19 protein-coding genes are annotated in these 25,343 nt (G+C 40.5%); 9 read left to right on the top strand and 10 right to left on the bottom strand.

All coding sequences use genetic code 11. The features are described from left to right. The first annotated feature begins 9 nt into the window (after positions 1-9). The 4 genes from ABTV71_RS10310 (at position 10) to ABTV71_RS10295 (ending at position 6,346) form a co-directional block, all read left to right on the top strand. Positions 10-3,159: an efflux RND transporter permease subunit gene (locus ABTV71_RS10310; RefSeq protein ID WP_433903113.1), complete on the top strand. Its 3,150-nt coding sequence runs from the start codon at positions 10-12 to the stop codon at positions 3,157-3,159. A 1-nt stretch (position 3,160) separates the two neighbouring features. Then, the gene (locus ABTV71_RS10305) at positions 3,161-4,588 is read left to right on the top strand and encodes an efflux transporter outer membrane subunit (RefSeq protein ID WP_433903112.1); all 1,428 of its coding nucleotides are present in this window, start codon (positions 3,161-3,163) and stop codon (positions 4,586-4,588) included. Positions 4,589-4,932: 344 nt separating this feature from the next. Beyond that, positions 4,933-5,799: a DMT family transporter gene (locus tag ABTV71_RS10300; RefSeq protein ID WP_433903111.1), complete on the top strand. Its 867-nt coding sequence runs from the start codon at positions 4,933-4,935 to the stop codon at positions 5,797-5,799. A 142-nt stretch (positions 5,800-5,941) separates the two neighbouring features. Further along, positions 5,942-6,346, top strand: coding sequence for a VOC family protein (locus tag ABTV71_RS10295; protein ID WP_245971251.1), 405 nt, complete (start codon positions 5,942-5,944; stop codon positions 6,344-6,346). 46 nt (positions 6,347-6,392) lie between these two features. Here ABTV71_RS10295 and ABTV71_RS10290 read toward each other — a convergent pair whose 3' ends face one another. The 3 genes from ABTV71_RS10290 to ABTV71_RS10280 all read right to left on the bottom strand — a co-directional run bounded on the left by ABTV71_RS10290 (position 6,393) and on the right by ABTV71_RS10280 (position 10,542). Beyond that, entirely contained in the window at positions 6,393-7,622 is a 1,230-nt protein-coding gene (locus ABTV71_RS10290) for a DEAD/DEAH box helicase (RefSeq protein ID WP_433903110.1), read from the bottom strand. A 126-nt stretch (positions 7,623-7,748) separates the two neighbouring features. Beyond that, positions 7,749-8,942: a Na+/H+ antiporter NhaA gene (nhaA, locus tag ABTV71_RS10285; RefSeq protein WP_433903109.1), complete on the bottom strand. Its 1,194-nt coding sequence runs from the start codon at positions 8,940-8,942 to the stop codon at positions 7,749-7,751. Positions 8,943-9,561: 619 nt separating this feature from the next. Further along, the gene (locus ABTV71_RS10280) at positions 9,562-10,542 is read right to left on the bottom strand and encodes a hypothetical protein (RefSeq protein ID WP_433903108.1); all 981 of its coding nucleotides are present in this window, start codon (positions 10,540-10,542) and stop codon (positions 9,562-9,564) included. Between the two features lie 268 nt (positions 10,543-10,810). Here ABTV71_RS10280 and ABTV71_RS10275 point away from each other — a divergent pair, with 268 nt between their 5' ends. Next, positions 10,811-12,436: an ABC-F family ATP-binding cassette domain-containing protein gene (locus ABTV71_RS10275; RefSeq protein WP_121121663.1), complete on the top strand. Its 1,626-nt coding sequence runs from the start codon at positions 10,811-10,813 to the stop codon at positions 12,434-12,436. 156 nt (positions 12,437-12,592) lie between these two features. On the opposite strand, the gene ABTV71_RS10270 is transcribed toward ABTV71_RS10275, so the two are convergent. Next, positions 12,593-13,576 (bottom strand): endonuclease/exonuclease/phosphatase family protein, encoded by a 984-nt coding sequence (locus ABTV71_RS10270; protein WP_433903107.1) that lies wholly within the window; start codon positions 13,574-13,576, stop codon positions 12,593-12,595. Between the two features lie 203 nt (positions 13,577-13,779). On the opposite strand from ABTV71_RS10270, the gene ABTV71_RS10265 reads away from it, so the two are divergent. The 3 genes from ABTV71_RS10265 to ABTV71_RS10255 are packed head-to-tail and all read left to right on the top strand — an operon-like array spanning position 13,780 to position 17,121. Next, entirely contained in the window at positions 13,780-14,955 is a 1,176-nt protein-coding gene (locus tag ABTV71_RS10265; RefSeq protein WP_121121659.1) for a glycosyltransferase family 4 protein, read from the top strand. 35 nt (positions 14,956-14,990) lie between these two features. Then, entirely contained in the window at positions 14,991-15,941 is a 951-nt protein-coding gene (locus ABTV71_RS10260; protein ID WP_433903106.1) for a lysylphosphatidylglycerol synthase transmembrane domain-containing protein, read from the top strand. Continuing rightward, positions 15,928-17,121, top strand: a complete 1,194-nt coding sequence (locus ABTV71_RS10255) for a glycosyltransferase family 4 protein (RefSeq protein ID WP_433903105.1) — start codon at positions 15,928-15,930, stop codon at positions 17,119-17,121. Before ABTV71_RS10260 ends, ABTV71_RS10255 begins: the two co-directional genes overlap by 14 nt. Before the next feature lie 13 nt (positions 17,122-17,134). Here ABTV71_RS10255 and ABTV71_RS10250 read toward each other — a convergent pair whose 3' ends face one another. The 6 genes from ABTV71_RS10250 to ABTV71_RS10225 all read right to left on the bottom strand — a co-directional run bounded on the left by ABTV71_RS10250 (position 17,135) and on the right by ABTV71_RS10225 (position 23,913). Next, on the bottom strand, positions 17,135-18,364 hold the full coding sequence (locus ABTV71_RS10250) for a sterol desaturase family protein (protein WP_165306378.1): 1,230 nt from the start codon (positions 18,362-18,364) through the stop codon (positions 17,135-17,137). Between the two features lie 214 nt (positions 18,365-18,578). Continuing rightward, positions 18,579-20,162 carry an MDR family MFS transporter gene (locus tag ABTV71_RS10245; protein ID WP_121121651.1) on the bottom strand — a complete coding sequence of 528 codons (1,584 nt, stop codon included), beginning with the start codon at positions 20,160-20,162 and terminating at the stop codon, positions 18,579-18,581. Between the two features lie 2 nt (positions 20,163-20,164). After that, on the bottom strand, positions 20,165-21,268 hold the full coding sequence (locus ABTV71_RS10240; protein ID WP_165306376.1) for an HlyD family secretion protein: 1,104 nt from the start codon (positions 21,266-21,268) through the stop codon (positions 20,165-20,167). Positions 21,269-21,282: 14 nt separating this feature from the next. Further along, entirely contained in the window at positions 21,283-22,593 is a 1,311-nt protein-coding gene (locus ABTV71_RS10235; protein WP_121121647.1) for a TolC family protein, read from the bottom strand. Continuing rightward, a complete protein-coding gene (locus ABTV71_RS10230) occupies positions 22,583-23,200 on the bottom strand; it encodes a TetR/AcrR family transcriptional regulator (protein ID WP_121121645.1) in 618 nt (205 codons plus the stop codon). The genes ABTV71_RS10235 and ABTV71_RS10230 overlap by 11 nt, the downstream gene beginning before the upstream one ends. 326 nt (positions 23,201-23,526) lie before the next feature. After that, complete coding sequence (locus tag ABTV71_RS10225; RefSeq protein WP_433903104.1) at positions 23,527-23,913, bottom strand: DoxX family protein; 387 nt, start codon at positions 23,911-23,913, stop codon at positions 23,527-23,529. 371 nt (positions 23,914-24,284) lie between these two features. On the opposite strand from ABTV71_RS10225, the gene ABTV71_RS10220 reads away from it, so the two are divergent. After that, on the top strand, positions 24,285-25,343 hold the full coding sequence (locus ABTV71_RS10220) for a hypothetical protein (protein ID WP_433903103.1): 1,059 nt from the start codon (positions 24,285-24,287) through the stop codon (positions 25,341-25,343).

The following is a 25,343-nucleotide window of genomic DNA, read 5'->3' as shown; positions in this document are numbered from 1 at the left end:
TAAAATAAAATGCTGAAGAAATTTATTGACAGGCCAGTTTTGGCTACTGTTATATCTATCATATTTGTCATACTCGGGATCATTGGTCTTTTGAGACTACCGCAGACACGGTTTCCCGATATCGCTCCCCCTACGGTTCAGGTTACGGGAAGTTACCCCGGTGGTAATAGTGAGACCGTATTACGGTCAGTTGTCACACCACTGGAAGAGCAGATCAATGGCGTTGAGGACATGGAATACATTACCTCAACAGCAAGTAACGATGGTACATTCTCCGTACGTATTGTTTTTAAGGCTGGTGTAAATCCGGATCAAGCAGCTGTAAACGTACAGAACAGGGTGCAACAGGCAACACCGATCCTTCCACAAGAAGTTGTACGGATGGGATTGACGACTTCCAAACAACAGAATAGTATGATCATGATTTTTAATATCTATACGGAAGATAACAAAAAATATGATGAACTTTTCCTGCAGAACTATGTCAACATTAACCTGATCCCACAGATCAAACGTGTTCCCGGTGTGGGCCAGGCCATGGTATTTGGCTCCAAGGACTACTCCATGCGCGTTTGGCTGAATCCTCAGAAAATGGCAAGTTATGGGCTTGTACCCCAAGAAGTCATCGCTGCCATTTCCAAGCAAAGTCTGGAGTCCGCACCCGGAAAACTAGGTGAAGAATCAAAGGCACCATTGGAATATGTGATTCGATATAAAGGGAAAAAGAATCTTCCGGAACAGTATGAAAACATTATTGTTAAAAATAATGATGTTCAGATCGTCAGGCTGAAAGATGTTGCCCGAATCGAATTTGGTTCGATCAGCTATAGCGGTAATTCGCAAAATAATGGATTGAACACAGTTACAATTGGTATTTTCCAGACTTCTGGTTCCAATGCCAACGAAATTGAAATAGGTATCGATAAACAGATCGAAATAGCGCAACGCTCATTTCCTCCCGGCATCAAGATTTTTAAGCTGATCAGTACCAAGGAGCGTCTGGATGAAAGTACCGCGCAGGTGCGTTCGACATTAATTGAAGCGTTCATTTTGGTCTTTTTGGTTGTTTTCTTATTCTTGCAGGATATCCGATCGACCATTATTCCGGCGATCGCAGTACCAGTGGCCATCGTAGGGACATTCTTTTTCCTACTGGTGTTTGGGTTTACGATCAATATATTGACCCTTTTTGCCTTGGTATTGGCCATCGGTATTGTGGTCGATGACGCCATTGTCGTCGTCGAAGCCGTCCATGGCAAGATGGAAACATCGACCATGACCGGTAACGAGGCCACACACAGTGCCATGAGTGAAATAACCGGTGCGGTTATCTCGATTACCCTGGTTATGTGTGCCGTATTTATTCCGATCGGCTTTATGACCGGTTCATCGGGAATGTTTTACAAACAATTCGCTTATACACTGGTTATCGCCATTGTAATTTCAGCAATAAATGCATTGACGTTGACGCCAGCTCTTTGTGCCTTGTTGCTGAAAAATACACATGCTGAAAATCATGATGGGCAAGTTCTAAAAACAGGATTCTCACAACGGTTTTTCAAAGCCTTTAATGCTGGTTTTGAAAACATGACTAATAGATACGTCGGCTCTCTGAAATATCTTGTTAAGAAAAAATGGCTAGCGGCCGTATTAATTATCGCTACAATAGCTGCTGCGGGATATCTCATGACCAGTACGTCAAGAAGCTTCGTTCCTATGGAAGATGATAACTTTGTCGTGTACAGTTTGGAAATGCCTCCAGGTACCGGTCTCGATCGAACAACAAAAGCTGTAGAAAAAATAGAAAAACTATTGGCTGACTTACCTTCTATTGAAAGCCACACGAGTATCACTGGTTTCAATATGATTGGCAACAACTCCAGTGCGGCTTATGCAACAGGATTCATCCGTCTAAAGGATAAGAAGAAACGTGGCGAAATGAATGATATTGATCAGATTCATCAGGTGATTTCTCAAAAGCTAACTACTGTTAAAGAAGGTAATGCAATGGCTTTCCGCTCCCCTCCTGTCGATGGTTATGGTATGATGAACGGTGCTGAACTTGTACTACAAGACCGAGCTGGAAAGTCTCCGGTAGAGCTTAAAGCAATGTCCGATTCTGTTATTGCAAAGATTATGCAACAACCAGGTGTACAATTTGCCTACACCATGTTCAGAGCAGATTATCCACAAATGGAATTGGAAGTTGACGAAGATAAAGCGGCTCAGCTTGGTGTAGATGTCAGTGAAATGCTTTCGTCTGTTCAGACCTATTTTGCCGGCGACCAATCCCTGAATTTCAATCGTTTTGGTAAATTTTATCGTATCGCTGTAAAAGCAGACGGAATTTTTAGAACGGATAAGGACGCGTTCAATGAAATATTTGTCAAGAATAATAAAGGGGAAATGCTACCGGTAAATACATTGGTTACACTTCGCAAAGTCTACGGACCGGAATCTGTGACACGTTACAACTTGTACAACTCGCTTACCATTAACGTTGTCAGTAACCCAGGTATCAGTAATGGCGCTATTATGGAAACCCTGGAGAAAAATGTGCTGAACAAATTACCTGGAGACTATAGTTTCGAATGGACAGGGCTTAGTTTGGAAGAAAAATCTTCTGGTAATCAGACAATGATCATTTTGACATTGAGCTTATTGTTCGTCTATTTCTTACTTTCCGCACAGTATGAAAGCTATCTATTGCCGTTGGCAGTCCTGTTATCGATTCCGACCGGGATCATCGGGTCGTTCTTAGGAACACGTGCTATCGCTCTGGACAATAATATATACGTTCAAGTCGGATTGATTATGCTCATTGGTCTTTTGGCCAAGAATGCGATTCTGATTGTTGAGTTTGCGTTGCAGCGTAGACGGGCTGGTTCTTCACTCATTGATTCTGCTTTGGAGGGGGCCAAAGCACGCCTTCGCCCAATTTTAATGACCTCATTAGCCTTTATCGCAGGTATGGTTCCTTTGATGTTTGCTACTGGGGGAACAGCGACAGGTAACCACTCCATTAGTACGGGAGCAGCAATGGGTATGTTAAGCGGGGTCATCCTCGGTGTGATCGTTATACCGTTATTGTATCTGGTATTTCAATATTTACAGGAGAAGGTCTCAAGTAAAAAACTCGTGAAAAAGACAAACGATTAAAATGAAAAAATTTCATCACTATATTATTTTTTTAGCAGGTACTTCCCTACTGCTCGCTTCGTGCAGTGTCGGCAAAAAATATACACGTCAAGATTTGGACCTACCTGAAAATTTCAGAAATAACGAAATTGTCCTGACCTCGGATACATTGGCATTATCGTGGCGGAAGTTTGTGAAAGATCCCAATTTAACTGCACTCATTGAAAAAGCGCTCATCAAAAACACGGATGTTAGTGTCGCACTTTTGAGTATGCAACAGCTGGAACTGGCTTATAAACAATCAAAAAAGGGCCTTTTACCAACACTTGATCTAAACTTGGGCGCGAATAGGACCTGGTTATCCACTAATTCCCTTAACGGTTCCCTTAGCGATCAATTTATTGGAACCCCTTATATGGATGATTACAACGCTACACTCCGACTTTCTTGGGAAGCAGACATCTGGGGAAAGGCAAAGATGCAGAAAGAAGAAGCATTAGCAAATTTCTTTGGACAAAAGGAAAATTTATCAGCGTTAAAGACGCGCATTATTGTTCAGGTTATCCAATCTTATTACAACCTGATCGCGTTGGACGAACAGTTAAAGATTGCCCAGAAAAATGTACAACTTAGTGACAGTACATTGAGTATGATCCGTCTACAATACAATTCCTCACTGGTGAGTTCTCTAGCGGTAGAACAGGCCGAAGCACAAAAGAAAACGGCAGAATTGCTGATTCCACTAGCTGACCAGAATATCGCTATTGAAGAAAATGCCATAAGTATACTATGCGGTGATTTTCCCGATAAAATTCTGCGTTCCAAAGGTCTTGACGCAACTATTGTCGATGGGACATTGGTAACGGGAGTTCCAGCCGAACTGCTTAGCCGAAGACCCGATGTCAAAGCGGCCGAGTATGCCGTAGTTGCAGCGAACAGTAGAATAGGGCTGGCCAAAGCAGCGATGTATCCTTCAATCAGTTTGACCCCTTCGATCGGAACAAACTCATTTCAATTCAATCGCTGGTTTGATCTGCCGGGGTCCATTGTGAAAACAATAGCAGGAAACATCACCCAACCGATCTTTCAAAAAGGTGCGCTGAAGACAAACTATGAGATTTCGATAATCGAACGTGAAAAATTGGCGGTACAGTTTAAACAGTCTGTTATGCTAGCAGTTTCGGAGGTATCGGATGCTTTAGCAAAAATAAAGCATAGCGATCAGAGACTTCAGCTGATTGAAGCTAAATCCAATTCATTAGCCAAGGCGACTTCAGACGCTGCCCTACTCTACAAAAGTGGCATGGCAAATTATCTGGAAGTCATAACCGCACAAAACAATGCTTTACAAAATGATCTAGAACAGATTAGCATAAAGCGGGAAAAACTCAACGCAGTGGTGGATCTTTACCGCGCATTGGGAGGAGTTAACGATACCGAACAGTATTAGGTCAAGCATAAGGTTTTCTTCAGAAAGTTTAATCAACGGGGGCTAATGAAAATTAGCCCCCGTTTTTGGCTGATACCGTCACTACAAATACAATCACCCGAATGGATCCTTGTTATTTTACAATCATCGAAATTAAACCATTAAATTTTCTTATCTTCGGATAAGAAATAGAATGTTATGAACAGAACAAGCTGTCTTCCTCCTCCAATCGTTTAATATTTGCTAAAATATTATTAAAGCATGGCACCGAATAATCGGCTAATTGCTCATGCCTTAAATTCACAATCACATTTTATAACAATCGCATCTGTCTTTTTTAAGATGGATCTGGAAGACAACATCTTATGAAACATTCATATTTCATACTACATCTTGCTGTGGTATGTTTAGGTATATCGGGCGTATTGGGCAAGGTCATCAGTCTCAATGAAGGTATGCTAACCTGGTATCGGGTATTTTTCTCTGCTATTTTTCTATTTTTAATTTTAAAATGGTTTAAAATTCCACATCAGATCAGCATAGCTGAAAAATTCACTATCGCAAAAAATGGACTTTTAATTACAGCCTCCTGGTTACTTTTTTATGCAAGTATCAAATATTCCAATATTTCCATTGGCGTAGTCTGTTACTGCATGGCTAGTTTCTTTACCGCAATCTTCGGCCCAATGATAAACAGAACAAGTTTTAAACGTTCGGAGTTTCTCCTGAGTGGATTTACACTTTTTGGTATAGTATTGATATTCCATTTCGATACAACGCATCAATTGGGTATTATCTTGGGAATCATTTCACCAGCATTCGCTTCGATTTATGCGGTTTATAATGAACGTTTGGTCAAACGATACAATAGCATTATTATCAATTATTATCAAATGATCGGCGGGACTGTCGGTCTGGGCCTGCTCCTTCCAGGCTATCTTTATTATTATCCCATGTCCTCTTTTATCCCGAGTTCAACGGATATGTTATACCTCCTCGTTTTGTCCCTATTTTGTACCGTTGCCGTATACATCGCTTTCACAGAAATTTTAAAGAGAATTTCTGCGTTTACGCTCAATTTAAGCCTTAACCTCGAACCTGTATATGCTATCTTAATTGCATTTTTTTTCTTTCATGAATCCAAAGAACTCAATCTATCATTCTACCTCGGGCTTTCATTGGTTATGCTCTCTGTGTTCACCCAGGCACTCCTCGGCAGAAAAAAAGAATAATCTATATTTCGATATAACACAAAGAATATGAGGCAGTCTACTACTAATTAACAACAGATTCATGAGATATGCCCAAAAATTTGTTCAGGCAAAGTCTTATATTTACATTATATCGAAAGCTCACTTGAAATAAGAAAGTCAGGTGAGCTTTCAAAAAAATGAACATCACTTAGACAATATTATGAGCAATTCTTCTTCAGATAACAAACTTATCCATGAGCAAATTCAATATCTCGAATTTATATCGAGCGATCTTGAAAGAGCTAAAAAATTCTATTCAGCAAGTTTTGGCTGGAGCTTTACAGATTACGGTCCTGAGTATACAGCCTTTGACGGAAAATATGTGGATGGAGGTTTTACAGTTGGGAAACCGATAAACGGCAGTATTTTAGTCGTTCTTTACTCGAATGATTTGGTCGCTACGCGTGACAAAGTCACCCAGGCCGGGGGTGTAATTGTCAAAGATATCTTTAGCTTTCCCGGTGGCAAAAGATTTCAATTTAAAGACCCCGACGGCTATGAGCTGGCTGTATGGGCGACAGAATAAATCGATCAGACAATCGAATAGCATAAAATACAAGGGGCTTAATAAATTAAGCCCTTTTTTGTTTCTGATAATTTTTATTTCTGTTCTTATTGGAACGTCTTCTATTTTGCGAATTGCCGCTTTTCTTAGTAGGATTATATTCAGGTCCAGCCTCAAAGCCCTCCGGTAAAGCGATCTGTTCGACAGGATAACCAATCAGATTTTCAATCTGAGAAAAACGTTGCTGATCTTTGTCATTTACAAAAGTTATGGCAGTCCCTGTTGTTGCAGCCCTCGCTGTACGGCCGATACGGTGTACATAATCCTCAGGATCCGGCGGAACATCATAGTTTACAACCAGGCTGATACCTACGATATCGATACCGCGCGAAATCACATCCGTCCCAACGAGCACCCTCACCTGCCGTGATCTAAATCTGCTCATGATATCTTCACGCTTCGCCTGTTCGAGATCAGAATGGAAGCCTTCTGCGTCTATTCCCTGTTTTTGCAATTCTTGCGCCAATAATTTAACTGTAGTTTTTTGTGAGGCAAAAATGATGACAGAGACATAATTAACATCCTGTAAGATAATTTTCAATAGATCCATCTTTTGTTTATCATATACAAGATAAGCACGCTGATCTATACCTTCCGAAGGTTTTGAAATGGCGATATTGACCTCAACGGGTTTAAAAAGAATCTTTCTCGCAAAATTTCGGATTTTGAGGGGCATCGTCGCGGAAAAAAGCAACATTTGCTTTTTCTTTGGCAAATAGCTGACAATACGTAATATATCATCCTGAAACCCCATATCCAGCATACTGTCCGCTTCATCCAGCACAAAATGCGTCAGATGAGTTAAATCGACTTTCATTGAGGTAAGGTGACTAATTAGTCGACCAGGGGTAGCGACAATAATATTAACCCCCTCCCGGATAGCACGTTTCTGCTGCTCGTAGCCCATACCGTCACCGCCTCCGTAGATCGAGATGGAAGTTGCCCCGGTATAATAGGACATACCCATGATCTGTTGATCTATTTGCAATGCCAGTTCCCTTGTCGGAACAAGTATAATCGCACGTATGTATTCTTTAGCATCTCTGGCGACTGCATCTAAAATTGGTAACATATATGCCGCCGTTTTCCCTGTGCCCGTCTGTGCACAGGCAATCATATCGCTTCCTTCCTTTATGACGGGAATTGTCTGCTCTTGAATAGGCGTAGCCTCTTCAAACATCATGCTTTCTAAGCCCTCTTCCAATTCCGGAACAAAACCAAATTCAGTAAATCTCAATTTTTATTATTTTGTTAAATATGTGCTAAGTTACTAAAACTAATCTATATATGAGGTCAGCTTTTACTCGCCTAAGAACTATACCGACAATAAACCTGCTGACAGCATGTTAAATCCATGCCATTTTTAGCCTACACTATCCCGATTGTTTTTGAAATTACCCGCTAATCTCAATATCGTATATCCTAATATTCCGGCGCAAAGCGAAGCAATAAGCACCGCGAATTTTGCTTCTTCGATCAAGAAGGCGTCATCAAATGATAAGATAGATATGAAGATAGACATGGTAAAACCAATTCCACCCAATAAACCTACACCGAAAATCTGTACCCAGCTTGCACCATCCGGAAGCTGTGCTATTTTCAATTTTTTTGCGATAAAACAAATTAAAAATATACCAACTGATTTTCCGGCAATCAATCCCACAATAATACCCAGTCCCAATTTTGAAGTTAAACCGCCAATCATCTCTGCATGAATTGGAATTAATGTATTTGCAAACGCAAACAAAGGGATAATAATAAAATTCACGGGTTTAGTCAATAAATGCTCAAGCTTTTCCAGCGGAGACTCTTTTTCATCAGGCGTAGTGGGTAAAGTCATTGCTACCAACACCCCCGCAATAGTCGCATGTATGCCAGAATGATGAATAAAATACCAAATAAAAAGCCCCGGAATGAGATAAGCCCACAGCGCTTTTACCCCAAGTTTATTGAGGACAACTAAAAAAACAAATATGCCCAGCGCAATAAATAGATATGTTGCATGAATCCCGTTGCTATAGAACAAAGCGATAACTAAGATCGCAAGCAAGTCGTCCACAATGGCTAAAGCCGCCAGAAAAATCTTGAGGCTAGCCGGAGCTTTATTTCCCAGAAGTGTGATTACGGCAAGCGCAAACGCAATGTCCGTCGCCATGGGAATTCCCCAACCGTGCGCCGTGTCGGCAGCATCTTTATTGATGATAAAATAGATTACCGCAGGCAATAACGCCCCACCCACGGCAGCTAAAATAGGAAGAACAGCTTTACTAGGAGAAGATAACTCCCCCTCTACAATTTCTCTTTTTATCTCCAATCCCACCAATAAAAAGAAAATAGCCATTAGTCCATCGTTGAGCCACAACAACCAGGAATATTTCAGCTGGATACCGTCGGTTTCAAATCCTACTTCTCGAAGCAGAAAGTCCATAACCGATCCATATACCGACGTATTGGCCACGATCAACGCCAAGATTACACAGGAAAAAAGAATAATCCCACCAGCAAAGCTAGATTTCAAAAATTCTCTGAAGACAGTTAAATTAATAAGTTTTGACATGACATTAATATCTTTAAATGCTCAAAAGGTTCACAATATACAACTTTACGCCCATTAATCCGACCTCTGGCCTTAGTATTTCCACCTAAGAGCCAGATTACATGAATCTGTCCCATTATAACACAAAAAAAAGAATATTTTTTAATCGTTCATTACCAAACAGGGCATTTCGACACAATCTCTTCCAATAATGGAGATATTTTAACTTTAAACATAGCCTTAAAACCCGACATCTCCATAAAAATCAGTACATTATACACAGCCACCGCAAACTACCTTTTGATATTGTCATTTTTGTAAAATTTATTTGTCTTTATTGCAAAAAATAGTTAGCTTGCTACTATAGTTAATAAACCGTTTATTATGTGCAAGAAGTGGATTTTCATGGTGCTTCTTTTCGTAGCAAATTTTATATATGCGCAGACGACAGAGGATACAACCCAACATCAACAACAATCAGGCTCCCATTATATTATTTTAGGGATCGTAGCTATTATTGTCATCATTTTTATATTATATAGGAGGCAAAAGAGGAAATTTAATGAATAAGGGAGATCGTTTGATCTCCCTTATTGTTTCTATCTAAATACATCCATTTTCTCTTTTACCCACATCATACCTAGTGTTTAATCGGCTCATTAGTTTGCGCTAAACGTTGTGATCCTGTATTCGCAGGGCAAGCAATATCATCTGTCGCGTCGTAAATCAACTTTTTGCCTTTCAATTTTGTGATCAGTTCCTCCGGTACATATATCTGTACTTTGGTCATGGAGTAACCGCTAGGAAAATATCGGACGTAATAACCATCGGGATGAAGTGTCCAGATACCACTAGGGACATCAGTACGAGGTTCGGCCATACCGGCCATAATCGCATACTTTTCAAATTCGGCATAAGAATAGTTGCCAGAAGAAACCAGCTGCCTGATATTATTCTCTGCTTCAAATATAGTTTGCACAGCAGGTGGCATCTGATCTTTCGCTTTTTGCACAACATCAAACGGTAATATACCTAGTGCCCCGCCTTCCAATAACAACAACTGTTCTGGGCTCAATAACTTCAATGCTGTCTCCTTGACCTCACCAGCATAGTCTATAAATTTGGCCTTGGCAATAATAGTCCACAATAACATCTGTATCGACGATTGTGAAACTTCAGGATGTCTTTCCGCACTTTTTAAGATCGCGATAACAACCTCCCTTTTTTTCCCAAGCGTAGGGGCGTACATATAGCCATCACCCTTGGACGGGGCATAGGTACCCGCCTTCAGACAGTAACTTTTGTTGGTCATTTCAAAATGACCTGCTTCGAGTAGATAGCCGTCCTGACCATTTTTGGTTAAATTTTCCAAGGGTTTATAGGCGGCTGTATTTTGAAAATCGGGCATCTGTTCACCTTTTCGATTCACATCTTCAAAACTTGTGCTTATCGCATCAGGTTCCTTTAAAAGCTTGTCCAATCCCAACATTTTGCTCCCTTTGGAAGCTACGGCCTTGCTCGCCTTATCAAGCAGTCCACCAAACTGTGCATGGGCTCCCTGCAAATTCAGCAAAAAGGCAAAAACGACTACTAAAGCATACGGAATGCTATTTCTTTTCATAATTGATTTCATTTCAACGCTAGAGCAACAAAAAAGAAGCCAATTTATAGGTATAGCACCGAATTCATAATTTATTAATCTGGCACATTTTTTTAACCATGTTCTCTACTCTACCGTAGGTCCAATGTCTGCATTTTGCATTTTCGACAGTTAGACGCTATTCACATGAAAATCCAGCTTTTACAAAAGCTAAAACCGAGGCGATTATATCAGGAACTGATGTTTGGAAATAGTTAAAAAATACAAGATTAAAACGTATCTTTGCCGCATGATTAATGTGTCAAATCTCTCCCTTCGTTATGGTAAACGTGTACTATTCGAAGATGTCAATTTAAAATTCACACCTGGCAACTGTTACGGTATTATTGGTGCCAACGGAGCTGGTAAATCTACTTTCTTAAAAATTATTTCTGGCGAAGTTGACCCTTCTACGGGCTCGGTGGCATTTACTCCCGGCGAACGCATGTCTGTATTGAGTCAGGATCACTATGCTTTCGACGAATATACGGTATTAGAAACTGTCATGATGGGTAATCAAGATCTTTACAAAATCATGAAAGAAAAAGATGCCATTTATATGAAAGAAGACTTTTCTGATGCAGATGGCGAACGTGCAGGCGAACTTGAAAGTCTTTTCGCAGAAATGGATGGCTGGAATGCAGAATCCAATGCAGCTACCTTATTGAGCAGCTTGGGCATTAAAGAAGAGCTTCACTATAAGTTAGTCTCTGAAATTGATGGTAATCAAAAAGTACGTGTCTTATTGGCACAGGCATTATTCGGTAATCCAGATATCTTGATTCTCGATGAGCCTACCAATGACTTGGACATCAATACAATTGCATGGTTAGAAGACTTTTTAGCTTCTTATGAAGCAATTGTACTTGTAGTGTCCCACGACCGTCACTTCCTGGATGCTGTATGTACGCATACCGTAGATATAGACTTTGGTAAAATGACTATTTATACAGGTAACTACTCATTCTGGTACGAATCTTCTCAACTGGCATTAAAACAGCGTGCAGACCAAAATAAAAAGATGGAAGACAAGGTTAAAGAACTACAGGAATTTATCCGTCGTTTCTCAGCCAATGCATCCAAATCAAAACAAGCTACATCACGTAAAAAAGCGTTGGATAAGATCAATATTGATGAGATCAAACCTTCCAACCGTAAATATCCGGCAATCATGTTCAATACCATGAACCGCGAACCGGGAGACCAAACATTACAGGTAGAAGGTTTGAGCAAAACCGTTAATGGTGAAGTATTCTTCAAGGATATCACATTTATGATCAATAAAGGTGATAAAATTGCGGTATTAGGTCCCAACTCTTTAGTCACTACAGCATTTTACGATATTATCACCGGTAGAGATACTGATTTCGGTGGCGAATTTAAATGGGGGGTTACCATCACTCCAGCGGATATGCCAATTGAAAATGCAGCTTTTTTCGAAGGTAAAAATGAAAATTTGGTCGATTGGTTAAGAGACTATACAACCAACCCTGAAGCGGATGAACAGTTTCTACGTGGATTCTTGGGGAAAATGTTATTCTCTGGTGAAGAGGTGATGAAGAAAGTTTCAGTACTTTCCGGGGGTGAAAAAATGCGTTGTATGTTCTCAAGAATGATGCTACAGGGAGCCAACTTCTTAATTTTTGATGAGCCGACCAACCACTTGGACTTAGAGTCAATCACCGCATTGAACAATGGAATGTCAGACTTTAAAGGGTCAATGCTGTTCACCTCCCGTGACCACGAATTGACTGAAACTGTGGCAAACAGGATCATTGAATTGACTCCGAAAGGAATTATCGACAAATTAATGACTTACGATGAATACATCAACAGCGATGTGGTAAAAGCACAACGCGAAGAGATGTATAAATAAGATAATTTATCCCAATTTTATAAAGGCTCCATAACTTATTTATGGGGCTTTTTATTTATAGATAGCCCTGTTTGGACCGTCGAAAATACCCAAACACAAAAAAGCACTGAAGGGGCTCAGTGCTAATCGCGATTGATATGAAAGAATTGAGAAAGTCTACTGATCGAAGGGGATAATCATGCGCCATCCCAACTGTAACGATACGGCACAATGGTCAGATAAATCTTGTCCCGCCTTGTTTTGAAAAAGATGCTTTTGAACTTGATAGTCCTTTGCTTCAAAAACAATACGGTTATTATTACGGTAATAGATCTTATCAATTCCTTCACAATCATCCGTTAAATCCAATGCAGCCCGAGCTGTAAAGTCTTGTTTATGCGAGGGTATTTCACCGTTATTTTTCAAATTTACCCAAGCGTCCACCAGCGCTAACTCACTCTGAAAAGAAACAATATTATCCAAGGTGTACGCATAATGAGCATTAAAATCGCCCATGATCAACAAAGCTTGCCCTGCGGAATGCTTTCGAATATAATTTTTCAGTTGATTCAAATTCTTCTGGCGGGCCACCGTTGCATCGGGATCATCTTGAGCTGTCGCATGCACATTGTAAACATCAATAAAAACCTCTTTCGCCAGCTGGATTCTTGCATACGAAAATCCTTTAGGAGTCAAACAATCCGATCCATTACAGTCCTTCCAGCTCACCCGTTCAAAATCCTGTATAGGATATTTTGACAGTGTGCTCAATCCATCGCCGAAAGGTACACCGCCCATATTTTCAGTTCGATAGCTATGCCTGTTTCTACTGTACAAAAACTTATTATAATTAAAATCCTCCTGCACATTGACAATATCAAAAGAATTTATTAATTCACCGATCGAGGTAATGCTCGAAGCCCTTTCGGTCTCGGCACTTGAAATCAATTCTGGAAGACCAGCGATGTTATAGGTCAATAAACTAAGCCGTCCTTCCCGTGCGTTTGGCATATCGACATAAACGAAATTCATGGGCCTCACTTCCTTAGGCTTCAATTTGAAGCCCAACATGACGCCCGCCGAAGCACAAACAGCTAAAATCAGAACCTTTCGGAGACCTTTGAGTCTAGTTTTCCTTTCGAACAATAAATCTAATAACATGGACTGAATAATTTGTTCGTCCCAAAAATACCATTGCAACATTAGGTCAACTATACTCTAAAATTAATTTTATTTATAAAAATTATTGACAAATTATTAATAATTAACAATTTACAAACACTTTAATGATAAAAGATTAATATCTAAATAGCTTTTGAGTTACGCTTTTCAAATATTTTTATGAAACCCCTAATTAAAATAAAATGAGAAAGGTAGCCTTTTTTACAGAAATACTCGTTGAAGATTTCGACGGTGCATCTCGCACAATGTTTCAGCTCATAAATCGTATTGACCAACAAAATTTCAGTTATTTCTTTATTTACGGTGGCGGTCCCACACAATTCCGGGACTTTCTTTCTTACAAAGTTCCCACATTTAAAATACCTGTCAATGATGATTATTGTCTGGCTATTCCGCAGCTCATCAAAAAAAAGCTCGAACTGGCATTGGATGAATTTGCACCGGACATCATTCATATCGCAACCCCCTCGCTGCTGGGCTTCTTTGCATTGAATTATGCCAAACGTAGAAATATACCCGTATTAACCATATACCACACACATTTCATCTCCTACATCGCATATTATTTCAAAAATATATTGCCTCTGGTCAAGCCCACAGAACAATGGATGAAACGTGCAATGAATAATTTCTACAACAAATGTGACATCATCTATGTTCCGACAAAATCTATCTTAGCTGAACTCCAGCAGATCGGCCTTCAACAGGACGGATTGAAGCTCTGGCAAAGAGGCATTGATACGCAGCTATTTACACCTACGAAAAAGAATATGAGTTACATCCAACAACTGACCAAAAATGGAAAACCAACCGTGCTATTTGTAAGCCGGATCGTTTGGGAGAAAAATATCAAAACCCTGATTGACATTTACCAGCAAATACAAGCTCAAAAACTGGACTATAATTTTATTGTAGTCGGCGAAGGAACCGCAAAGTCAACTGCAATGCAGGAAATGCCCGATGCTATTTTTCTGGGAAAAAAGACACATCAGGAACTTGCCATACTGTACGCATCAGCAGATGTCTTTGTCTTTCCTTCGGTTTCAGAAACTTACGGCAACGTTGTTGTCGAAGCATTGGCTTCGGGTCTGCCTTGTGTGATAGCAGATGGCGGTGGTTCAGCATCGCTGATTCAGCATGGTGTAAGTGGATTTAAATGCCAGCCCGAAAATGCGGCCGGATATGTATACTATGTAAAGAAAATCCTGTCTGACGCAGCGCTAAGAAGAAGCTTGATTACAGCGGGACTTTCTTATGTCGGCCAATTAGACTGGTCACGGCTATCCCAACAATACTTTGACGACATCGAATTACTGGCCGATAAAACACAGGACACAGACCTCGCATGGGCAAATTAACAACATTCCCTCGGTTAATCAAAGCCGTCTTTCTCATGTTGATCCTAATTTCCATGGTAATTTTCCTAACCCCCAGCGATCTTTCCGCCTTGAAAAGAGAACTGTCAACTATTGGTTATCGCTTTATCATTATCGTATTGACAACTTTTGTAGCCTACTTCTTCGGAACACTGGCTTGGTGGGTTTGTCTGGGAGCCTCGAAAAAAAAGATCAACCTGATCGAGCTTTTTGCAGTGCGTCAAATCGGTGAAACAGTCGGACTCTTCAATCCCACCAGCATCATCGGCGGAGATCTGCTTAAAGCCCAATTGCTAACCCGTTATGATATCCCATTACAGCAAGGGCTAAATGCTGTCACCATCTCCCGTATCACGGCCATACTATCACAATTAAACCTTTTCTTACTTGCAATGATCTGGTTGATGTTTTCTCCGCTAAAAAAAGAAGTTATCCGATCTACAGGACCTGCGGTCTATGCCGTCTGTGCGATACTAATATTGTTTGTCATTTTTATATTCTATTGGCTCATATCCAGCAAAGCACCACCAGCACAAGTAGTCGATACATCACTTCTATTGAAAGCGAAAAATCAGATCCAGAAGTTACTTTGGAGCACAAAAGACTTCTACCAGCAGCAAAATAAGGTATTTTGGTATTCCTATTTGCTGTTTGCATTACATTGGTTAATTGGAAGCCTTGAATTCTACCTGATCTTAAAATTTATGACTGTTGATGTCAAACTAATCCATGGGTTAATCCTGGATATGAGTGTAATTATATTTAAAAGTGCAGGTGCATTTATTCCGGGGCAACTTGGCGTTGAAGAAATCTCAAACAAAATACTACTTAGCATGATCGGAATTTCAGGTGGAAGCATCTGGCTAAGTGTTTCCCTCCTGCGCCGTGGCCGTCAGCTACTCTGGACCGCAATTGGAGTAATATTTTATCTCTGTATCAAAAGAAAAAATCTACATGCTACCGTCTGAAATAGAAATCTTATTTGTTAGCCACAAATATCCGCCCGCGGTCGGCGGAATGGAAAAACAGAGCTTTGAGCTCATTAATAATGTGGCACTCTATCTAAAAGTACATACAATCGTTTATGATAATAAAGAATCCATTCTGACTTTTTTCTTTCATTTGAACCGACGTATCGTATCGAAAATCAGCGACAACCCCCGCATTAAGCTCATTCATTTTAATGACGGATTAATTGCTGCTTTGGCATCTTTTCATAAGGGATATGGCCATCTCAAAAGAGTCGTCACCCTTCATGGCCTTGATGTCGTTTTTCCATTTCCTTATTTTCAACGTCGGATAATCCCCCGCTTCAATGTATTTGACCGGATTATAACAGTGAGTCAGGCAACTGCCCAAGCCGCTCAATCACGTGGAATTGATGCCTCCAGAATCTTGGTCATCCCAAACGGTGTGGATCCGGCCCTTCCCAGCACTGCTGTAACACCGGAAAATGGCCTGGATTTTATCGGAACTGAGTATCGTAACTTAAGCGGAAATGCTACGCCTCTGCCTTATTTTATCACCTTAGGAAGGCCTGTAAGACGCAAAGGGTTTTCGTGGCTTATGGAACATGTCATTCCTGCAGTTCAGGGTAATTTTAAACTTGTTATGATAGGGCCGTTTGATCATAACCCTACGCCGACGGAACGTTTACTCAACTTATTGCCCAACAAACTTTATCATCTGTTTACCCTATTTCTTGGATATCCAACAGATCAACAGAATATGCGCAAATTATTGAAGGCATATCCGGAACAAATCCAGCATCTGGGAAAAGTTTCCATTGCTCAATTAAAGCAGCTGCTCGCAGGAGCCCAAGCTTTTCTGATGCCCAATATCCAGGTACCGGGGGATATGGAAGGTTTCGGATTGGTCTGTCTGGAAGCATCTGCTGCAGGCACCATCGTTGTCGCCGCCGAACTGGAAGGGATTACTAGCGCCATTACACATAATCACAATGGACTTCTGCTTGCTAGCCGGGACGCTCATGCATGGATAACGCAGTTACAGTCCATTTTAGACCATCCAGATCATTATGAAAAACTGGGGCAGAAATTCAAATGCAATACGAGCAAAGAGTTCAGCTGGGACATCATGGCCAGAAATTACGGTCAGACCTTCGTCGAACTGTGCCAAACCCTTTAAAAAAAGAATAGGTTTAGTGCTTCGACAAATGAAGAATTCGTTCGTAATGATATTTTACCGGTCTATAAAAGATGAGCTGCATCATCGCAATTGTAAAGAGAACAAGGAGTGCCGGAAACGAAAAAAAAGTAATTGTTATAAATAGCAAAACCAGAAATAACCGCAGCATTTCGAGAGGAAAAACCCATTTTTCATGCTCCAGCAAGCCACCAACACAAATGACACTACACAGGATAAAGAGACCGCCCACCAACAGCTGTACACTATTTTGGTAGTTGCCGTAAAGCAAAAAGAAAAACAGAAGTCCCATCGTGGATATGGATTGGAAGAAAATATATCGGCTCAGATTTTTTCCATGAACCCGAGTCTTGGTTCCCGCAAAGATCTTCTGCTCCAGTTCCTCCCGAATTTCAGGTTGTATATCATCAGGGCGACCAAATATCGTACGCATTTTGTTTTTAAATCCCACCGCACGCTTAAACGACAGCCCTATTTCAAAGAGATAGTGAAAATGCTGCCAAAGAAAAGTATACCGATGAATTGGTTTGGTCAATCCATAGACGCAAGGCTCCGCTCTTTGTTCAGCAATAAAAGTTCCGAACATTTTATCCCAGATGATCAAAATATCACCATAGTTCTTGTCCAGATAAATCTCGTTACTGCTATGATGTACACGGTGATGTGATGGAGTGACAAGTATTTTTTCAAAAATCCCCAGATTACCCACCGTTTGGGTATGGGAGAAAAACGGATATACTCCATGCACCAATAGGATTGTGGTCATCATAAAAGGCGGAAAACCCAAAAGCGGAATAAAAGCCCAGAACAAGGAGCGAAATACCGCCTGAAATATGGTAATCCTTGCAGCAACAGTAAAATTATAATCTTCGCTTTGATGGTGGACCACATGCGCCGCCCACAGCAGGTTGATCTCATGACTATATCGATGATACCAATACCACAAAAAATCCGTAAATAGAAAAAGTATGATCCAAGTCCAAAGGTTGGCTTCGATATGGAAAATCGCAAAGTTCTGGTAGACCCACGCGAAAAAAAAATAGAACAGGCTAACAGAAAACATATCGCACATACGCTCAACAATGCCAACGTTTAGATTAGAGATTGATTCATCAAATGTATAATATCGCTTTTGTTTCTTCAGACTATACCAATATTCACATAACATCAGCACTAAAAACAAAGGGATAATAAAAGCTAAAAAATTAAGTCTTCCTGTATACATGCGGCCTTCTTTTGAACTAATAACTTCTTTGTAACGACTAGTTTATAGACGTATAATCTTAAAAAATATTTTATTATTTAACAATCAATTTCAAATCAGGTTTTTATTTTATGCCTTTCTGGAAATAAAAAAGCCCCCAAAAAGTGAAATTCCTTTTGAGGGCCAATAAAACGATATAAAATTTTGCGTCGATGGTTTCTGGTCCACACAGCGGTTAGTGCACACTGGACATATCGATCTGCGTCTTGCCCTGTTTGATCATCAGTACAAAAGGTACACAGATCAAAAATACAACCCCCAAATAGAGGAATACATCCATGTAAGACAGTACAGTTGCCTGCTTCATGACATTCATGTCCAGTATTTGATGCGCTTTGGCCAATGCCTCATTTGAAGCAAAGCCTTTCGCCTGAAAGCTCATCTGCAGCTGCTGTACACGTTGTTGTACCTCAAACTTACTCGGATCCAGATTGGAAACTAAGTCAACACGGTGCTTTTGAGAGTCACGCGCGATAAAAGTTGTGATCAGTGCAATACCAAATGAACCACCCAGCTGACGCATCATACCCGTAAATGCCGCTCCCTCACCGATGGATTTACCATGAAGGGTAGACAGGGATAAAGTCATTACAGGAACAAATAGCAACCCCAAACCTACCCCACGAAGGATAAGCGGCCAAAACATATGTTCAGATCCTGTATCGTTTGTCATTAGACTATACATCCAAAAACAAAACCCAAAGAAGATGCTCAATCCAACAGCAACCATATACTTCTGCGGAACACCATTCTGGATCATTTTACCAATAAATGGCATCATGATCCCAGTCATAATCGAACTTGGCAATAGCAATAGACCTGCATCCGTTGCCGTCCAACCCAATATCGATTGCGTATAAATCGGGATAATAAAGGTCGATCCAAATAAGCCGAAACCAAGGATAAAACTCATTACCACCCCTACCTGTAAATTCTTATCACGCAATACCCTCAGGTTAACAATAGGTTTGTCATATACCAGCTCCCGCCAGATAAAGAACAATAGTCCGAATACAGATAATATGGACAGACCTAAGATTAATGGGTCATCAAACCAATCATCCTGTTGACCATGTTCCAGTACGAACTGAAGTGAACCAATAAACATAATTAAAAAGATCACACCAAACCAATCCACCTCTTTTGCCGATTGCTTTTGGCTATATTTCGGACTACGCACAAAGGACAAGGTCAGCAAAGTAGCTATAATTCCCAATGGTACATTGATGTAAAAAATATAAGGCCAGGAGAAGTTATCTATGATATACCCCCCCAGAGGCGGACCTAATGTCGGTCCAATGATCACCCCCATACCGTAGATCGCCTGTGCCATACTACGTTTTTCTTTGGGATAGCTTTCTGTGATGATGGTCTGAGCAGTCACCAACAAGGCTCCACCGCCCATTCCTTGCAGAAAGCGAAATGCGACAAGCTCCCAGATATTGGTCGCGTTACCACACAAAAATGAAGATACTGTAAATATGATAATTGACGCCGCAAAGTAATTACGTCGACCAAACTGTTGGGACAACCAACTCGTCATCGGAATAACAATTACGTTAGCAATGGCATAAGCCGTAATAACCCAGGCCACGTCTGTCAATGTTGCCCCCAACGATCCTTTCATATCATTTAAGGCTACATTCACGATCGTGGTGTCCACGATTTCCAGCAAGGCACAGAGCACGGCTGTAATCGTGATGACTACGCGTCTAAAACCATATTCAACCAGACTATCTTGTTGATTTAAATTTTCCATAGTTATTGAACATGCACATCTACGTCAGCATTCATGCCCGGTCTGAGCAAAGCAACATTTTCAGCTTTATTATCTTTTGTCAATTTGATTTTTACCGGTAGGCGTTGTACTGTTTTTACAAAGTTACCAGTTGCATTGTCCGGAGGTAATAATGAGAAACGTGACCCAGTCGCCGGAGAAAAGGAATTGACCTCACCTTCAAATTCAATATTTGGATAAGCATCTACCTTAATACCTACTTTTTGACCGGGTTTCATTTTTTGCAATTGTGTCTCTTTGAAATTCGCAACCACCCAAGTTTCAATATTATCAACAATATAAAATAAAGATTGCCCCGGGTTGATCATCTGACCGGGCTGCACCTTGATATTCGATACCTGACCATCAACAGAGGCTAGCACAGCAGTATAAGACAGATTTAATTTTGCAGCCTCTAATTGCGCCTTCGCCCTTTTTATATTCGCCTCAGCAACAGACGTCTGTTTAGAAGCTACGGTAGTCTTACTTACGATGGCATTCCGTTGTGAAGCGCTTGCATTGCGTTGTTGTTGTAAGATTTCCACTTGTTTATCCGCTTCTAATTTAGTCGTTAAAGCCTGCTCATATTGCTGTTTCGTGATAGACTGATTATTATATAGATTTTGGTAACGGATATAGTCGTTGTTCGCTTGTTTCGCACGGATACGTGCTGCCTCAATGCTTCCTAAATTTGATTGAATCGTTGCGTCTGAGATCGCTACATTAGCAGAAGATGCCGAAACATCCGCCTTTGATACATCAAAGCTACTTTCCGCAGCAGCCAATGCAGCTTCTGCTTCGTCTACACGAACCTGATAATCTTGGCTCTCAATCGTAAACAAAGTATCCCCTTTTTTCACCAAATCATTGTCCTTGACGTAAACCTTGGAAATAAATCCCCCCACACGCGGGATAATAGGACTCATATTCTTCTCAACCTGCGCGTCGTCAGTGGTCTCATGCGCTTGACCGTGCAAATATTTATAACCGCCGTAAGCCCCACCGAAGATGACCAAAGCGGCCAAAATAATTGTGAATTTTTTATTTGTACCTTTTTTTTCAGGTGCGTTTTCTACTGTATTTTCCATGTCTAGATTAATTGCTATTTAATATTTAATGACCCATTTGCCAACAGTAAGTCATAGTATTTTTCAATTGTATTTGCTTTGCTGATTGCCAGATTTATTTTGCTCTGAAGCTGTTGAACATCAGCCGTCAATAAATCATCCGTATCCGCAATTCCGTTATCATACTTATCTTTTGTGATACGGTAATTTTCAACGGCCTGATCTAAGGCCTGACGGTACACCACATCTTGTTTTTGTGCCAGCATATAGCTTTCATTCGCCTGTTGCACCTGAACTTTTACCCGGTCATTGAGCAGTTCTAGGTTCTCATCAATTTGCTTGATCCGGTTCTTAACGACATTCACCTCTCTCTTATTCTTATATAAAGAACCTATATCATAAGATATTCCAACACCTACCATGGCAGCGTTCGTTACCGTAACGACTTTCTGTAAACCAAAAGCATTATAACCAGCGGTTGCCGAAACTGTTGGCAATGTAGCCGCTTTTGTCACTTTCAACTGATCCTCCGCAACCAAGCGCTGAGACTCCATGGACTTCACATCAGAACGTACGGTCTTGGCAGTTTCATAAGAGGCCTTCAAACCTAAATCTAGCCCGTTCACTTCACCTAAATTGATCTGATCCAACTGTGTATCTTCGTCAATTTTCAGAAAATTAGCCAGTTGATAATTGAGCACCTTAATATTTTTCTGCGCTTCCTGAAGCGATACCTGATAGTTTGATAGCTGCAATTCCGCCTTTAGCAGGTCGTTTCGCGCGATCAAACCATTGTCCAACATCGCTTTGAAATCTGAAACCCGTTGCTCAGACTGCTTGATATTTTCAGCAATCAACAAATTGGTTTGCTGCGCCTTATATAAACTCAGATAGAGATTCACAGCGCGCATAGCCAATTGTTCTTTACTAGCAACGGCGTTCCATTCCTCGGCTTTTAACACATCTTTTGCAATATCAATTCCCCCTTTGATCCGTCCACCTGTATAGATTGGCATACTCACAGAAGCCTGTCCCAACCACAATTGATTTGCAGCGATATCCGGTGCAGAGCCTCCGTCACCCAGTGCCAACTTTAGATTAACATTCGGCGTGGTCATCGCCATATATTGCCCACTCAATTTTGCATCAGGAAGCTGTTTCGATTTGGCACTTTCGACCTCGAGCTGTCTTCCCAATATTTTGGTATCGGCAGTTTTCGCTTCCACACTTTGGTTTGCAGCCATGTGAATTATTTCTTCCAAAGTCAGGTGCTTGTTGTCTTGTGCAAGCAAACCCAAAGGACTTAAAAGCAATAAAGCACTTAAATTGGCCAACTTATTTTTCATATGTCAATAAAGCTTTAATTGTTTTCTGTATGAATTCTGTTAACGTTGTTTCTATATAGTGGCCATAACCTTCGTCATCGGCTATTCCTAATTGATCCTGTAAAAAGACCTGATTCATCTGAAAGTTCATAAACGTCCCCATCATCATCGAATGAATCAAAATAGGGTCATTGCCCGCTTTGAATACCCCGTCCGCTATACCTCCATTAATAATGGATGCAATGACCTCCAAATTGTGAATTTTTAATTTTTTGAAAGCATCCGAAATCAGCATCCGCTGTTTTAAGGTACTTTCAATTGCAATAACACGATAGAGTTTCCGATGAGAGCTCATCGATTTAACATACCTGTCGACCATCACGTCAATTTTGTCAAGCGCGTTGCCGACTACTGAGAGTTCATCCACGTTGATCATGAAATCTGGAACGCGCCATTCAAAAAAGGTATCCAGCAACTTATCTTTCGACCCAAAATAATAGTTGATCATAGCCACATTAACATTTGCTTCATGTGCGATATCGCGCACGGACGTTCCATCAAAACCTTTTGTCGCAAAAAGTCGCTCAGCTGCAAGGAGGATATCTATTTGTTTATCGTTAAATTCCATGTAAAACCCTTAACTTTTTATAGCTAATTCTACCTGTTTATCCAACAGGTAAAATTGTCTTTTGTTAAATGCGGGACAAAGTTAAACAAACGTTTAATTTAAACAAGTGTTTAATTATTAAATTTATGTCAAAAAATACAGCAGTATATGTTGCACAAAAAGCTAAAAAATTATAATAAATTGATTACAAAAAGATATACCGTATACAAAAAAAACCATTTAAAGGGTCTTTAAATGGTTTTTGCCCCGTTACAGCACAAAAAATCCGATTAACTGGTCGCCCAACGCATCCATCAAACAAAACGGACGACAGATCAGGCTAAAGGCTATCTAAGTTTTTTTTCGGCAGGCCTAAAATACCAGGATACCGCAATTAGAACCAGGTAAAGCAATGCTGGAGCCATTAAACCAAAAGTATCCCCTACCATAAGATGGGAATACAATGCTCCAGTTGCCGTAAAGAAAATACCAGCATAAGCCCATTCCTTCAACAGCGGTCTCTTTGGTGACAGTAGCGCTATGACAGCCAAAATCTTCCAGAGACCAAGCAGCGGTAGTATATAGTGTGGATAGCCCAAATGATCTACATTTTGTCCGCCACCAGCTCCCTCAGTTTGGATGCTAAAGACCTGTATGATATTGGTAGACGTCAATCCCAAAGACAACCATGCCGTTGCGACCCAATAAATTATTTTATCTCTCTTTTTCATCATTATATATATTATTTAAAATTGGCCAAACCAATATCCTGGTGGTCGACTTTGACCCCAATATGATATGGACTATTCACATCGGATTCTACGTCCAATAATTTTGCGAATAACACTGCTCCACTAGCCGCTTGTTATGCTGCATATCACGAAATTAAACCCCAGGCCGTCAATCCATAAATATCAAGACTACATGTAGCTATTTGACTACAAATATACATGTAGTTATTTGACTACGAAATATTTTTTATTTTTTTTCCCAGATTAATGTAAATTCGAGTAATTTCTATTCCCAAGTGTTTTATAAGCATACAGCGGATTGAAATGCCAATCACATAGAGCACTACCAGTATTCAACATAAAACAGTATTCGATTGAAAATTTATCTTTTTACACTATTTGTGAGCCTAACGCTGCTTTCAGCAGCACAACCCCGGCATGTGAGGCTAATAGGCGCAGTTTCAGCGGACAATTTCGCTGCGTACTTCAATACAGACACGGTACAGTTAAGCCAGCTAAACACGAGCAAAACACCTGCAGGAGTTTTTGTTGCTTACAGAAAAGCTGATACACTTAATTTCAAGCATGAATTTTATAAGAGCTTTGGAGCTGAAGATTACATTAGGGTCGGATTGGCATTTTACGCGAGAAAAGGAAATGACTATCAGCTGTCCTTCAAAAATGACAATGCTTTCTTTTGTGCATCGTGCAATAATATGAGTTATTATGATGTAAATACCAGCCGCGATACGGTAAGCATCTCAATTTCATGGGGGCCGAACGCGCATGGTCAAAATGAGGGTTATTGTTTTGTCTATAGACCAGCAACTAAACGCTGGCAACTGGCTGAACGAGATAATTCCGGATCGGATGACGAAGGTACATGCAGCAGAGAATATATGACCTATTCTAAAAACATCAAGGTGTATCTAGACGACTACAATGCTGAGTCCTTATCTTATGATTCCACAGTAGTAAGCAATCAACGGATTGGTCTGAGCTACAAGCCCGGAGACTATGCTGCTCTCCTTCGCTCGTTAAAAGAAATACCTAAAAATAGCCTATTTCTGCTACCTAGAGTTTTTAACGAGCATACAGCAAAGTATTTTATGGAAAACGGCTTGGACGAGGACCAGCCTGACAATACAAACCCGATTCATGGTAAAAATGTCCTTTCGGCCAATGAGATCGGTTATTTTCTGGAGCAGGCGAATCAGCTGGACGCGGCACAAATTTTTTTAGATAAAGTAATTGAGCGTTTTCCTGAGCGTGAGGTTGCCTATTTAAACCGTGGTGATGTGTTTTTCAAAAGAGGGCAATCTTCTTTCAAGCAAGCTGTCAAGGATTACCGCACCTACGTTGCACTGATGAATAAACGTGGTCTGCAGGCAAAAATTCCACAACGGGTCGTCAAATTTCTGAGCACACATTAG

This window comes from Sphingobacterium puteale, assembly GCF_050986225.1.
In the GTDB taxonomy this organism is placed as follows: domain Bacteria; phylum Bacteroidota; class Bacteroidia; order Sphingobacteriales; family Sphingobacteriaceae; genus Sphingobacterium; species Sphingobacterium puteale.
The sequence above is the reverse complement of the archived record's forward strand: the minus strand, read 5'-3'. Positions and strand labels throughout refer to the sequence as shown.

Bases quoted from the DNA above. Each gene is read 5' to 3' on its own strand.
- ABTV71_RS10235 (WP_121121647.1), bottom strand. From the start codon at position 22,593: ATGAAAAATAAGTTGGCCAATTTAAGTGCTTTATTGCTTTTAAGTCCT.
- ABTV71_RS10275 (WP_121121663.1), top strand. From the start codon at position 10,811: ATGATTAATGTGTCAAATCTCTCCCTTCGTTATGGTAAACGTGTACTA.
- ABTV71_RS10310 (WP_433903113.1), top strand. From the start codon at position 10: ATGCTGAAGAAATTTATTGACAGGCCAGTTTTGGCTACTGTTATATCT.
- ABTV71_RS10250 (WP_165306378.1), bottom strand. From the start codon at position 18,364: ATGTATACAGGAAGACTTAATTTTTTAGCTTTTATTATCCCTTTGTTT.
- ABTV71_RS10260 (WP_433903106.1), top strand. From the start codon at position 14,991: ATGTTGATCCTAATTTCCATGGTAATTTTCCTAACCCCCAGCGATCTT.
- ABTV71_RS10230 (WP_121121645.1), bottom strand. From the start codon at position 23,200: ATGGAATTTAACGATAAACAAATAGATATCCTCCTTGCAGCTGAGCGA.
- ABTV71_RS10280 (WP_433903108.1), bottom strand. From the start codon at position 10,542: ATGAAAAGAAATAGCATTCCGTATGCTTTAGTAGTCGTTTTTGCCTTT.
- ABTV71_RS10305 (WP_433903112.1), top strand. From the start codon at position 3,161: ATGAAAAAATTTCATCACTATATTATTTTTTTAGCAGGTACTTCCCTA.
- ABTV71_RS10255 (WP_433903105.1), top strand. From the start codon at position 15,928: ATGCTACCGTCTGAAATAGAAATCTTATTTGTTAGCCACAAATATCCG.
- ABTV71_RS10300 (WP_433903111.1), top strand. From the start codon at position 4,933: ATGAAACATTCATATTTCATACTACATCTTGCTGTGGTATGTTTAGGT.
- ABTV71_RS10245 (WP_121121651.1), bottom strand. From the start codon at position 20,162: ATGGAAAATTTAAATCAACAAGATAGTCTGGTTGAATATGGTTTTAGA.
- ABTV71_RS10270 (WP_433903107.1), bottom strand. From the start codon at position 13,576: ATGTTATTAGATTTATTGTTCGAAAGGAAAACTAGACTCAAAGGTCTC.
- ABTV71_RS10265 (WP_121121659.1), top strand. From the start codon at position 13,780: ATGAGAAAGGTAGCCTTTTTTACAGAAATACTCGTTGAAGATTTCGAC.
- ABTV71_RS10240 (WP_165306376.1), bottom strand. From the start codon at position 21,268: ATGGAAAATACAGTAGAAAACGCACCTGAAAAAAAAGGTACAAATAAA.
- ABTV71_RS10225 (WP_433903104.1), bottom strand. From the start codon at position 23,913: ATGATGAAAAAGAGAGATAAAATAATTTATTGGGTCGCAACGGCATGG.
- nhaA (WP_433903109.1), bottom strand. From the start codon at position 8,942: ATGTCAAAACTTATTAATTTAACTGTCTTCAGAGAATTTTTGAAATCT.